Genomic DNA, 11,776 nt, shown 5'->3' on the forward strand with positions numbered 1-11,776 from the left:
CACGCCCGCGCCACCGGCACCGGCGCCGAAGCCCGCCCAGTAACGCTGCGGGACGGAGCCGTCAGGGAAGGCGCCACGCGATCGGCGCCGACCCATGCTCGGCGAGCCACGCGTTGGCCCGGCCGAAGGGGTCCGAGCCGGGGAAGTCGCGCGCCCGGTTCAACGGCGACGGATGGCCGCATTCGAGCACGCCGTGTCGCGATCGGTCGATCAGCGCGGCCCGCGCCCGCGCCTGTGCCCCCCACAGGAGGAACACGGCGGGCTCGGCGCGCGCCGAGACGGCCGCGACCGCCTCGTCGGCGAGCCTCGCCCAGCCGAACCGAAGATGCGCCCCGGCCTGGCCCGCCTCGACGGTGAGTGCGCTGTTGAGGAGCAGCACCCCCTGGTGCGCCCAGGCCGTGAGGTCGCCGCGCGTCGCCTTGCCCGGCTCGACCTCGGCCAGGATCACCTTAAGCGAGGCCGGCAGGCGCCGGGAGCCGACATAGGAGAAGGCGAGCCCGTTGGCGTCGCCCGGCGTCGGATACGGATCCTGCCCGAGGATCACGACCTTCACCGCGGGCAGCGGCGTCAGCGCCAGGGCGGCAAAGATGTTGCCGGGCGCGGGCAAGACCTGCGCGCCGGCTGCGATCCGTTCGTCGACCCGTGCCGCCACGATATCCGCCGCGCCCTCCGTGAAGAACGGCAAGGCGAGCCACGGGGATGCGCTTTGCCGGAACGCGGCGAGCGCTGCGGAGACGGTCGGTTCGGTCATCGGCCGATCAGGATGCGTTCGCCCTCGGTCACGGTGATCGGGGCGTGGCGGGCGACATAATCGATCACGGCGGTGGCGACGAGCCCGCCATCCGTCGCGCCGATCAAGGTCCGCCCCCGAGCCAGCACGCCGTAGCCGTTTCCCCCCTCGTAGAGGAAGTTGTTGGCGGCGACCCGGTAGGTCCGGGCCGGGTCCAGTGGCGCATCGCCGACGCGGACGGAGACGATCCTGTCGCCCGCCGGCGCATCGGGATCGACGCGGACGGTCAGGCCCGAGACCTGCGCGAAGCGGCCGGCCGGGCGGCCGAGCTCGCGAAACCCCGCCTCCAGCAGCGCGCGGACCTGGGCGCCGGTGATCGCCACCGACACGATGGTGTTGCCGAACGGAAGCTCGGTGAGGATGTCGTGCCGCGTCAGCATCGTGCCGGCCGGGTACAGGCGGTCGCCGCGCACGCCGCCGCCGTTCATCACCGCGATGTCGGCGCCCGTCGCCTCCCGCAGCGCGTCGGCGACGAGGCTCCCGAAGCTCGCCTCGCGGGCGCGCACGGAGACGATGCGGCTGTCGAGCGGATAGGCGGTCTCGCCGACCGGCACGTCGAGCCGGCGCGACAGGTCGCCCTCGAGCTTGCGCACGAGGGTCAGCGTATCCGGATCGGGTGCGACGGTCGCCGAATCGTGGATTCGGAAGCTCGGCCGCCACGTCACGCGCCGCGTGCCGTCCGCCGTCGAGACGCTGGCGTGGATGTCGATGGCGGTGACGTAATGCGCGTCGCTGCTCGACTCCGCGAGCACGCGGCGCCCGTCGTACTGCACCACGAGGTCGTGGTCGTGCCCCGACAAAAGGATGTCGGCATGGCCCGCCGCCAGCATCGCGAGATCGGTCGCGCGCGCGGTGTGGACGATCGCCACGACGAGATCCGCGCCGTCGGCGCGCAGCGCCTCAGCCTGCGCGGCCAGCGTCTCCAGCTCGGGCCCGAAGCGCAGATCGCCGCTCTGGGATTTCTCCGGCGTCGCGGCCAACGCGATGCCGGTGACGCCGACGTGCAGGCCGCCGAGGGTGAGCATCTGCCGATCGCGCAGGCTCGGCAACGGCCGGCCAGACCCGTCCCGCAGGTTGGCGGCGAAGCACGGGAAGGCGGCGGCGGCCATGCGCTCGCGGAAGACGGCGGGCCCGAAATCGAATTCGTGGTTGCCGGGGACGAACACGTCCGGCGGGGCGAGGTTCAGCAGGTCGACGATGTGGGCGCCCTTGTCGAACCCCGACATCAGCGAGGGCGACAGGGTGTCGCCGGCATGGGCGTAGAGCACCGGGACACCGCGGTCGCGCTCGGCCTTCACGATCGCATTGAGCCGCGCGAACCCGCCGCGCCCGTCGACCTCGCCCATCAGGTAGACGTCGTTGACGAGGAGCAGCGTCAGCGTCGGCTCGGGCGCCGTTGGCTCGGTCGCGTTCGCGATGGCGGGCAGGCCGGCCGAAAAGCCGGCGCCGATGCCGAGACCGAAGGTCTGGCGGCGATTGGGGCGAGGCATGGCGTTGCGTCTTGGCGGAAAAGCCCAGCCTACCCCCGCCGACGTGACGCGCGCACGACGGTCCTTAAAGCATCTTCGCGCGCGGTGAAGCCCGGCCCGCCCGCAGACGATGTCCTAGCGGGCCGAGAAGGTCTCGCGCACCGCCTTGGCGTTGCGGCGGACCATCGGCCAGATCCAGGCGCCGGAAGCGAGGTAGGCCGCGGCCGGCATCGGCTTTAGCTCCTCGGCGAGGCGCTGGGCGAGGCCGGGCGCGCGGATCGGCACCGGCGGCGCATCGGTCTTGCGGTAGACCACCGTCGTGTCCTCGCGCCAGTAATTGGTGTCGGGCACGAGGCCGGCGCGGCGTGCGGTGAGGTCGAAGGTGTCGCGCACGAAGCCGTGGACGTGGGCGAAGTGGAATCGCTCGTGCGGCGGCTTGCCGGTGGCGGCCATGTTTGGCACCGCGGCGTAGAGCACGCCGTCGGGCTTCAGCCAGCGTGCCAGCCGCTCCATCACGTCGGCCGGGTCGCGCAGGTGCTCCATGACGTGGTGCGTGGTGATCACGTCGAACGTGCCCGGTGCGAACTGGTCGTCGGCGGCGTCGTCCAGCACCTCGACGCCGTGCGTCGCGCGGGCATAGGCGGAATAGTCGCGGCCCGGCTCGACGCCGATCGCCTTGCAGCCCCGAGCCCGGGCGGCGGCCAGGAACTCGCCCGATCCGGAGCCGAAATCGAGCAGGCGGGCGCCCGGCACCAGCTTCGGCGCGAGCAGTTCCGCCCGGAACGCCGCCTCGCGCGCCGAGCGCTTGAGATGGACCCGCGGCGGGCCGCCCGCGAAGGCGAGCTGGTAGTCGGCGCGGTAGGCGTGGGCGTAGTAATCCGCCAGCTCGGCCGGCGTCGGCATCGGGTCGGTGCGGATCAGGCCGCATTCGGCGCAGGCGATCGACTTCAGCGTCTTCAGGCGTCGATCGGTCTCCGCCACGGTGACGCTCTCCGTGGAGCCGCACAGATTGCAGGCCGTGGGCGCCCCCGTGTAGGGGTAGCCGGTGAACGGCATAAAGTGGTTCAGGAAGTAGCGGGGAGACTGCATGTCGCGCTCTCGTCGGCCGGACCTTCGCTGGCAGGCTTCGTGCTCTAGTTAGATATCCGATCCCGCACAACAGCACCGCCGTCATGCGGGCGCGCGGCCTCACCGTCGCCGCGCGCCCGGCGGCCCAGGACAGGAAGCGGCCGCCATGGCCGAGAACCTCACCATGAACGAACGCGTCGAACCGGCGTCCCTGTCGGCCGTCTCCACCGTCGAGCCGAGCCGTGCGGCCGGCGCGGGCACCCTTCCGGCCGATCACCCCACGGTCCGCTGGGGCCGTGTCGGCGTGTTGCTGATGAACCTCGGCACGCCGGAGGGCACGAGCTACTGGCCGATGCGCCGCTACCTCAAGGAGTTCCTGTCCGACCGCCGGGTGATCGAGGTGCCGCGCCTGATCTGGTGGCCGCTGCTCAACATGATCATCCTGACCAAGCGTCCCGGCCCGAAGGGCAAGGACTACGCGAGCGTGTGGAACAACGAGCGCGACGAGGGCCCGCTCAAGACCATCACCCGCGGCCAGGCCGAGCGCCTGCAGGCGATGATGGGCGACAAGGTCGTGGTCGACTGGGCGATGCGCTACGGCAAGCCCGAGGTCGCCCTGCGGATCCAGGCCCTGCTCGATCAGGGCTGCGACCGCATCCTGCTGGTGCCGCTCTACCCGCAATACGCCGCCGCGACCTCGGCCACCGCCTGCGACCAGGCGTTCAAGGCGCTGATGCAGATGCGCTGGCAGCCGACCGTGCGGGTCTCGGCGCCGTACCACGACGACCCCGTCTACATCCGTGCGATGGCCGATTCGATCCGCGAGGGGTTGGCCAAGCTCGATTTCGAGCCGGAGGTGATCCTCACCTCGTTCCACGGCGTGCCGAAGAGCTACCTGCTCAAGGGCGACCCCTATCACTGCCAGTGCGTGAAGACCGGCCGCCTGATCCGCGAAGAGCTCGGCTTCTCGACCGAGCGGATGCGGACGACCTTCCAGTCGCGCTTCGGCAACGAGGAATGGCTCAAGCCCTACACCGACGAGACCGTGCAGACGCTCGCGAAATCCGGGGTGAAGCGCATGGCGATCGTCGCGCCGGGCTTCACCGCCGACTGCCTGGAGACGCTGGAAGAGCTCGACGGCGAGAACCGGCACTACTTCGAGGACAACGGCGGCGAGCGCTTCGCCTACATCCCCTGCCTCAACGACAGCGACCTCGGCATGAAGGTGATCGAGACCGTGGTGCGGCGGGAGTTGCAGGGCTGGGTCTGATCACCCGTATCGACCCGCACGACATCTTGCGAAGCCCCGGCGCCGGGCTATCATCCAGCCCTCGACACCGGGCGGGCCGGATCAGCAAGGGTGATGAGATGGCGTTCTTCATCGGGATCGCGTGTCCCTGGCTGGTCGTCGCGGTGCTCGACATCCTGGCGTCGCGCCGGCGCACCGACGAGCTGGCTGCACTCGGGATCGTCGGCGCCGCCCGCCCGGCGACCTCCTCCTACCTGACGCCCGACGTGAAGTGAGGCCGCGCTCGGTTCGGCGATGGCCGGGAGGTCGGCTCGCCTCGATCTAGGCGCGCGTGACCGAGAGACTGGCCTCGAAGCCGTGCTCGCGGTCGGTCTGCGCCTTCGGGAGCATGTCGCGAAGCTCTCGGACTTGGCTGGAGAGGTCGGCGTCGTTCGCCGGCTGGAACCAGCGATAGTGCCCTTGCCGGCCCGCTTCGCCTCGTAGAGGGCCTGATCGGCTTCCGGCAGGAGGAGCATCGGGTCGGTGTCCGCGTCGCGCCGGGTCGCGATGCCGATGCTGAGGCCGACCCGGACGACCAACCCCGTCGGCAAGGCGTAGGGTCGTGCCACCTCGGCGATCAGGCGGGTCGCGATCGCCGCGATCGTGCGCTCGTCGTCGGCATGGACTAGGATCGCGAACTCGTCGCCGCCGAGCCGCGCGACGTCGGCGGGATCCGGCACGCAGCCGCGGATCCGTTCGCCGACGGCCGTCAGGAGCGCATCGCCCGCCGGATGCCCGTGCTGGTCGTTCACCGCCTTGAAGCCGTCGAGGTCGAGGAAGAGCACCGAAGCGTTCCGCTCGGCCGCCTTGAGGCGCGCTTTGAAGGAGTTGCGGTTCGGCAGGCCGGTCAGGCTGCAGTGAAGGGCGAGGTGGCTGCTTTCCTGCTGGGCCATCAGCATCTTGAGGTAATCGATGTGGAGTTCCCGGTTGATGCTGATCGTTCCCCATAGATAGAGCGGGGCGATGAGCGCGATCGGCCACAGCCACGGCTCCGGCCCCATCGCAGCGCCGGCCGCGTAGGGCACGATGATCAGGACCATCTGCAGCTTGACCATGCGCGGCGAGCCGGGATTGCGCGCGCACATCGCCCCGACGATCCCGGTCGACAGCATGGTGCCGAACACGGCCAGAACGGGATCGCCCAAGCTCATGCAGAGGAAGGCGCCGACGCCGATCTGCGCGCACCACAGCACGCTGCCGGCGACGAAGGCATCGACGACGAGGGTGTCCCTCGGACGGCGGAGCGAGGGATCTCGGAGGATCCGCATCAACCGGCCGATGACGGCGAAACGGAACAGGACCAGGATCGTATCGACGGCCGCCCAGGCGAAGAATGCCGGGATCGGGTTCCGGTACAGCAGGATCGCGATGATGATCAGCCCGACGAGGGAGCCGGAGATCAGCGAGGACATTCGCCGGAACAACGTCCGCCGCAGCCCGTCGCTGATCTCGACGCAGACCGGCGCCGCGGTCTCGGTGAGCCAGATCATCGGTGCCAGGCGAGGCTTCAGCAGAACCTGCTCCGACGGCATCGCGATGATTTTCCTGCCGCCCCGATCATTGGGCACTCTTTCACACGATCCTTGCGAAAATGTTGATCCTTAGGCGCAAATTCCGTGCATGAGCGGTCCGTCATCACATCTCAGACGCGGCGAGCCGCGCCGAAGCCCGCGGCTGCCACGCTTCGGCGCGAGCGAACGTCGGGCGGCCGCCGCGGTCAGGGCTTCTTCAGCTCCTCGGAGGCCGGGGCCGGCGCGGCGATCGGCTTGCCGTTCTCGTCGAAGCGCTCGACCTTGGCGTCGGCGCGGAGCTTCAGGATCAGATCCTGTTGCGCCTTGCGGATCAGCGCCTGATCGATCTGCTCCTTCAGCTCGTCGAAGGTCGGCACGGGCTTGTTGCGCTTCTCCTCGACCTTGATGACGTGCCAGCCGAACTGGGACTTGACCGGATCGGAAACCTGCCCGGGCTGCAGCTTGAAGGCGGCGTCGGCGAATTCCTTCACCATCCGGTCCTTCGAGAACCAGCCGAGGTCGCCGCCCTCGGCCTTCGAGCCGGCATCCTTGGTGGTCTCGGCGGCGACCTTGGCGAAGTCCTCGCCGCCCTTGATCCGTGCGGCGATCTTCTTCGCCTCGGCCTCGTTCTCCACGAGGATGTGGCGGGCGTGGATCTCCTCCTCCGGCTTCATCAGCTTGGCGGACTGGTCGTAGAGCGCGTGGGCCGCCTCGGGCGTCGCCGCCTTCTTGGCCTCGCGCTCCAGGTACTCGTCGAGGAGGAGCTTGTCGCGGCTGGCGGGTCGAGGTCTATTGCCAGGTCGACCGGCCGACCGCGCCCTCGACCTGGCGCGGCATCGACCTGATCCCGGTCCAGGCCGCGGGCGACGGCCCGCTCGCCACGATCCTGTTCGACTGGAAATGCACCGTGCGGGCGGCGTTCCGTCCGGCCCTGCCCCTGGTGCTCGGCTACAACACCGCCGCGTTCTCCCTGCTCTACCGGCTGACCGGGAAGCGCAGCGTGATGAACATGGACGGGATCGAGTGGCGCCGCGACCGCTGGTCGAAACCCGCCAAGGTCTGGTTCTGGCTGAACGAGCATTGCGGCAGCCTGTTCTCGACGCATCTCGTCGCCGACCACCCCGAGATCGCCCGCCACCTCGCCCGCGTCAGCCCGAAGCGCCGCATCACCACCATCGCCTACGGGGCGGACCCGGTCGCCGATGCGCCGGTCGCCGCGCTCGATGCGCTCGGGATCGAGCCGCAGCGCTACGGCCTGGCCATCGCCCGCATCGTGCCCGAGAACCTCGTGCTGCAGGTGGTCCGCGCCTGGAGCGAGGTCAGCCCAGGCCTGCCCCTGGTGGTGCTCGGCAAGCTCTCGGAGACCGATGCCTACCACCGCGCGGTGCGCGCGGCCGCCGGGCCGGACGTGATCCTCGCCGGCGCGATCTACGAGGCGGACCGCGTCGCGGCGCTGCGCCGGCACGCCCGCTTCCACATCCACGGGCACACGGTCGGCGGCACCAACCCGTCGCTGGTCGAGGCGCTCGGCGCCGGCTCGCCGGTGCTGGCCCACGACAACGTCTTCAACCGGTGGGTGGCGGGTCCCGATGCCGCCTATTTCGGCCACGACACCCTTCTGCGCCAGGACGCGATGCCCCGCCGCGAGCCGGTCACCGTCGAGGAGCGGCTGTTCCGCGAGATGGGGGCCGGGGGCTACTCCCGGCAGGACCACCGGATGGAGTACATCGTCCGCGTCAACGCGCTGCTGCGCCCCGACATGCGGGTCATGGAGTTCGGCGCCGGACGCGGCAAGTGGAGCCATGACCCGGTTCCACTGCGCCGCCAGCTCGGGGACTTCCGCGGGCGCTGCGCCCACGTCACCGCCTGCGACGTCGACGAGGCGGTTCTCGGAAACGAGACGGCGGACGCCGTCGAGCTCGTCGGCCACGACGGGCTGCTGCCCTTCCCGGATGCCAGCTTCGACCTGATCTCCGCCTTCTCGGTGCTGGAGCACATCGAGACGCCCGAGCGGACGGCGGAGGAGCTCGGCCGCATCCTCGCGCCCGGCGGCTGGCTCTGCGCCTGGACGCCCAACCGCTGGGGCTATGTCGGGATCGGCGCCCGCCTGATCCCCAAGCGCCTGCACGCCCGCGTGCTGCGCATGGTCGAGCCACGCCGCGTCGAGATCGACTCCTTCGTGCCGCTCTACACGATGAACACGGAAGCGGCGCGGAAGCGGCTTTTCCCAACTGACCGGTTCGAGCACTTCACCTACGCGTTCGATGGGCAACCGTTCTATCATGGCGAGAACATCGTCCTGGGTAAGTTCTGGGAACTGCTGTTCCGGCTCACGCCGGGTCCGCTCAAGGGCTACCACATGGTCTTCATCAGGAAGCGCTGAGCGATCAGCGCGATCTGGTCTCGACTGTATTGGCAAGGTGAGCCGCGAAACGCTTCATGTCGCGGCTCTTGCTCAGGAGGTCCGGCCGCCGCCGCAGGCGGCCGAGCAGCCCGTAGGCGGCGGCGCGCGCCGTGAACCCGAGCCAGAGCGGCACCGCGAAGAAGGCCGGCGACGACATCCGCCGGTCGCCGTTGCGCAGGGCGTAGACGCCGGCGAGCCCGTCGAGCCAGCGGGCGGAGCGGGTGCTGCCCGAGCCGCCCTGGAGGTGGACCACGCTGCGGCCCGGCAGGTAGTCGACCCGCCATCCGGCGTCGCGCAGCCGGCAGCCCCAGTCGACGTCCTCGCCGTAGAGGAACAGCGGGCTCGACAGGCCGCCGATCGCCTCGACCGCCTCGCGCCGCAGCATCAGGAAGGCGCCGCAGAGCCAGTCGACGGAGACCGGCCCCGGCGCCCGTGCCTGACCGCCCGCGAGGTAGACCCCGCGCAAGCCGAACCGCCCCGACAGCCCGGCCGCATGCACGGCGACGGTGAGCGGCCGCGGCTCGAACCCGGCATCGCCGACCTGATGGCGTCCGTCCTCGAAGACGAGGCGCAGGCCGACGGCGCCGACCTGGCGGTGGGCGTCGAGATGCGCCAGCGCCGCCGAGACCGCGTCCGGATCGCGCAGGTACGCGTCCGGGTTGAGCAGCAGGATCGCCGCGCCCCGCGACGCCGCATAGGCCAGCGCGTTGGCGCCGGCGAAGCCGTGATTCTCGGTCTCCGCGATCACCCGGATCCCGGGCCAGTCGGCCGCGATCCGCTCGGCGGTTCCGTCGCCCGAGGCGTTGTCGACGACGATCACCTCGTAGGCGCGGTCGATCCGGCTCGCCGCCAGCAGGGCGAGGCAGGTGTCGATGTCGGCGCCCGACTTGTAGGTGACGATGAGGACGCTGAGGGCGGGGGTCATCGCAGGCTCGCGCTTCGTCGTTCGGGACGCTCGGATCGGATACCGCGCGACATCACGCGGCTCCCTCTCCCAGGGGGAGACGGCTGGGGTGAGGGGCGTGCGTCGTCCGGAAAAGTCACGCCCCTCACCCTGCCCCTCTCCCCAAGGGAGAGGGGACCCGCGCTCAGGTCGGCAGGGCGGGTGGCGCGCTGCGCCGCCGCCACCGCGGCGATCATCCCGAGCGCGGTGTAGAGCAGCTCGGCGATGCCGAGGTTGAGGCGGAAGCCCGGGTCGACGAGGCCGTGGAGGAGGTGGGCGAGCAGCCCGATCGCCGAGGCGCCGGCGATCGCGGCGAGCGGATCGCCGACCGGCGCGCGCCGGATCGCGGAAAAGCCCCGCCACAGCCCGATCCCGAAGACCAGGGCGAAGGCGGCGTACCCGACGACGCCGACCTCGGTGAGGACGAGGATGTGCAGGTTGTGGACGACGTGGTTGGAGCGGTCGAACAACCCGGCGAGCCGCGACAGGCCGGTCTGGTCGAGGGTGGCGAACATGTTGCCGAAGTTGTTCAAGCCGACCCCGAGGATCGGGAACTGCGCGAACAGCGCCAGCGCCGCCGCGTTGAGCGGGCCGCGCTGCGCCGCCGAGCCGCCGTCGTCGGCAAACAGGCGCTCCCAGATCATCGGCCCGACGACGATCGCGGCGATCACGCCCACGAGGAGGAGGAGGCCGGCGACGATCAGGCTCGCCCGCGTGAGCAGCCGGTCGCGGTAGACCAGCAGCACGACGAGCGTCGCCGAGAGCGGGTAGGTCAGCCACGAGGCCCGCGACAGGGTCAGCACCACGCCGCCCAGCGCCGAGAGCGCGCCGGCCGCGCCGACGAGGCGCAGCCAGGTCGGGCCGCGGGACAGCGCCAGCGCCAGCGCCAGCGGCCAGACCACCTCGTAATAGTAGCCGAGGATGTTGGGGTGGACCTTGAAGCCGGCGGCGCGGCGCTGGGCCTGGAAGTTGATGTTCTCCTCGACGATCTGCTCCTCGCCGAGCACGCCGAGGCCGAGCTCCGAGCCGGTGACGTACTGCACCGCCGCCGCCGCCGTCTGCACCAGGCAGAGGACGCAGATCGCCAGCGCCAGGGTGCGGACGTCGCGGGGGCTCAAGTTGGCGATCGAAACCGAGACGACGAGCAGCGTGAGGAAGCGCCACTCGTCGAACCACAGGTAGGCGGGGTCGCCCGCGTTCGCGAGCGAGAGCACGCCTGCCGCCATGAAGGCGGCCTGCGTCAGCACCAGGGGCGGATCGAGCGACAGGCGCTGCGGGCGCGCCTCGCCGATGCCGACGAGCTTGAAGGCGATGAGCGTCAGCGCCACGAGGAAGGCGACGCTGACGGTGAGCCCGGCGCCGCCGCCGATGCTCGGCAGGTACTGGCCGACCGCCTCGAAGTGCTGGAACATGCTGACGTCGAGCTTGACCGTCAATCCGACCGCGAAGGCGACGAGCAGGAACGGCGTCAGCCGGACGCGCTGGCCGAGGATCAGGGCGCCGAGCGCGCCCAGCGGCGCGACGAGCCCGACGACGGCGAACTTCAGCGGCACGCTCGCCAGCGACACGGCCATCGCGGCGGCGCCGGCGCCGATCGCCAGCGGGGGGAGGGTGCGGAGCGCGGCCCTCATCCGAGCCGCCGGTAGAGCCAGTCGGGGATCGGCCGCCGGGTCCGGTTGAGGACGACGCCGAGCGCGGTCCCGCCGGCCGCGTCGAGGTCGCGCATCGCCTGCTCGGCCACGACCCGCCGGGTCCGCTCGGCCCCGACGACGACGACGAAGCCGTCGACGAGGGGGCTCAGGGCCGCGGTGTCGCCGATCTGCCCGATCGGCGCGCAATCGAGGATCGCGAGGTGGTAGCGCTGGTCGACCAGGCCGAGGAAGGCCTCGACCCGGGCGTCGTCGAGTCCGGCCTCGCGGATCGAGGCCGGGGTGCCGGCGGGGACGACGTGGAAGCCGTCGGCGACCGCGTGGACGCCGTCGAGCGGCGCGACGGCGCCGAGCACGATGTCGGCGAAGCCCGGCTTGCCCGAGAGGCCGTAGGCGGCGGCCAGCGCGGGCTTGGCCCAGTTCGCCTCGATCAGCACCACGTCGAGGTCGCGGCGGGCATAGAGCCCGGCGAGCTGGCGACTGAGCGAGGTGACGCCGTCGCCGGCCTGCACCGCGGTGACGCCGATGCGGCGGAGCGGCGGCCCCTCGCGGCGGTTGAGCTGGACCAGGGCCGGCTCCAGGTCGAGGCGGTCCGGCACGGCGGGATCGTGGAACGCGGCGGCGATCATGCGTGGGCTCCGCGGAGGCCGGGGG

Annotated in this window: 9 protein-coding genes and 1 pseudogene; 2 read left to right on the top strand and 8 right to left on the bottom strand. The window is 71.1% G+C overall.

The window, feature by feature from the left end:
- Positions 1-61 precede the first annotated feature (61 nt).
- From FV223_RS10200 to FV223_RS10210, 3 genes are all read right to left on the bottom strand, one after another.
- Complete coding sequence (locus FV223_RS10200) at positions 62-751, bottom strand: uracil-DNA glycosylase (protein WP_147726939.1); 690 nt, start codon at positions 749-751, stop codon at positions 62-64.
- Positions 748-2,280: a bifunctional UDP-sugar hydrolase/5'-nucleotidase gene (locus FV223_RS10205; RefSeq protein WP_147726940.1), complete on the bottom strand. Its 1,533-nt coding sequence runs from the start codon at positions 2,278-2,280 to the stop codon at positions 748-750. Before FV223_RS10205 ends, FV223_RS10200 begins: the two co-directional genes overlap by 4 nt.
- Before the next feature lie 114 nt (positions 2,281-2,394).
- Entirely contained in the window at positions 2,395-3,348 is a 954-nt protein-coding gene (locus FV223_RS10210; RefSeq protein ID WP_147726941.1) for a class I SAM-dependent methyltransferase, read from the bottom strand.
- Positions 3,349-3,511: 163 nt separating this feature from the next.
- Between FV223_RS10210 and hemH the strand changes: the two genes are divergently transcribed.
- The gene (gene hemH, locus FV223_RS10215; RefSeq protein ID WP_147726946.1) at positions 3,512-4,597 is read left to right on the top strand and encodes a ferrochelatase; all 1,086 of its coding nucleotides are present in this window, start codon (positions 3,512-3,514) and stop codon (positions 4,595-4,597) included.
- Positions 4,598-4,647: 50 nt separating this feature from the next.
- Here the strand turns inward: hemH and FV223_RS10220 are convergent, their stop codons facing one another.
- On the bottom strand, positions 4,648-6,147 hold the full coding sequence (locus FV223_RS10220) for a GGDEF domain-containing protein (protein ID WP_147726942.1): 1,500 nt from the start codon (positions 6,145-6,147) through the stop codon (positions 4,648-4,650).
- A 185-nt stretch (positions 6,148-6,332) separates the two neighbouring features.
- Positions 6,333-6,899, bottom strand: a pseudogene (locus FV223_RS10225) (peptidylprolyl isomerase); the annotation flags it as partial.
- A gap of 134 nt (positions 6,900-7,033) precedes the next feature.
- Here FV223_RS10225 and FV223_RS31705 point away from each other — a divergent pair.
- Positions 7,034-8,509 carry a methyltransferase domain-containing protein gene (locus tag FV223_RS31705; RefSeq protein ID WP_246689655.1) on the top strand — a complete coding sequence of 492 codons (1,476 nt, stop codon included), beginning with the start codon at positions 7,034-7,036 and terminating at the stop codon, positions 8,507-8,509.
- Positions 8,510-8,513: 4 nt separating this feature from the next.
- Here the strand turns inward: FV223_RS31705 and FV223_RS10240 are convergent, their stop codons facing one another.
- From FV223_RS10240 to FV223_RS10250, 3 genes are all read right to left on the bottom strand, one after another.
- Positions 8,514-9,455 (bottom strand): glycosyltransferase family 2 protein, encoded by a 942-nt coding sequence (locus tag FV223_RS10240; protein WP_147726943.1) that lies wholly within the window; start codon positions 9,453-9,455, stop codon positions 8,514-8,516.
- On the bottom strand, positions 9,452-11,104 hold the full coding sequence (locus FV223_RS10245; RefSeq protein WP_147726944.1) for an O-antigen ligase family protein: 1,653 nt from the start codon (positions 11,102-11,104) through the stop codon (positions 9,452-9,454). Before FV223_RS10245 ends, FV223_RS10240 begins: the two co-directional genes overlap by 4 nt.
- Positions 11,101-11,776 (bottom strand): CpsD/CapB family tyrosine-protein kinase (locus tag FV223_RS10250; RefSeq protein WP_246689656.1); only part of this gene is annotated, 676 nt, incomplete at its 5' end. The genes FV223_RS10245 and FV223_RS10250, both read right to left, overlap by 4 nt.

It is taken from the genome of Methylobacterium sp. WL116, from assembly GCF_008039455.1.
Classification (GTDB): Bacteria; Pseudomonadota; Alphaproteobacteria; order Rhizobiales; family Beijerinckiaceae; genus Methylobacterium.

What these genes read in the sequence shown, in the direction of transcription:
- hemH (WP_147726946.1), top strand. Translation starts at nt 3,512, where the DNA reads ATGAACGAACGCGTCGAACCGGCGTCCCTGTCGGCCGTCTCCACCGTC.
- FV223_RS10245 (WP_147726944.1), bottom strand. Translation starts at nt 11,104, where the DNA reads ATGAGGGCCGCGCTCCGCACCCTCCCCCCGCTGGCGATCGGCGCCGGC.
- FV223_RS10205 (WP_147726940.1), bottom strand. Translation starts at nt 2,280, where the DNA reads ATGCCTCGCCCCAATCGCCGCCAGACCTTCGGTCTCGGCATCGGCGCC.
- FV223_RS10200 (WP_147726939.1), bottom strand. Translation starts at nt 751, where the DNA reads ATGACCGAACCGACCGTCTCCGCAGCGCTCGCCGCGTTCCGGCAAAGC.
- FV223_RS10220 (WP_147726942.1), bottom strand. Translation starts at nt 6,147, where the DNA reads ATGCCGTCGGAGCAGGTTCTGCTGAAGCCTCGCCTGGCACCGATGATC.
- FV223_RS10240 (WP_147726943.1), bottom strand. Translation starts at nt 9,455, where the DNA reads ATGACCCCCGCCCTCAGCGTCCTCATCGTCACCTACAAGTCGGGCGCC.
- FV223_RS10210 (WP_147726941.1), bottom strand. Translation starts at nt 3,348, where the DNA reads ATGCAGTCTCCCCGCTACTTCCTGAACCACTTTATGCCGTTCACCGGC.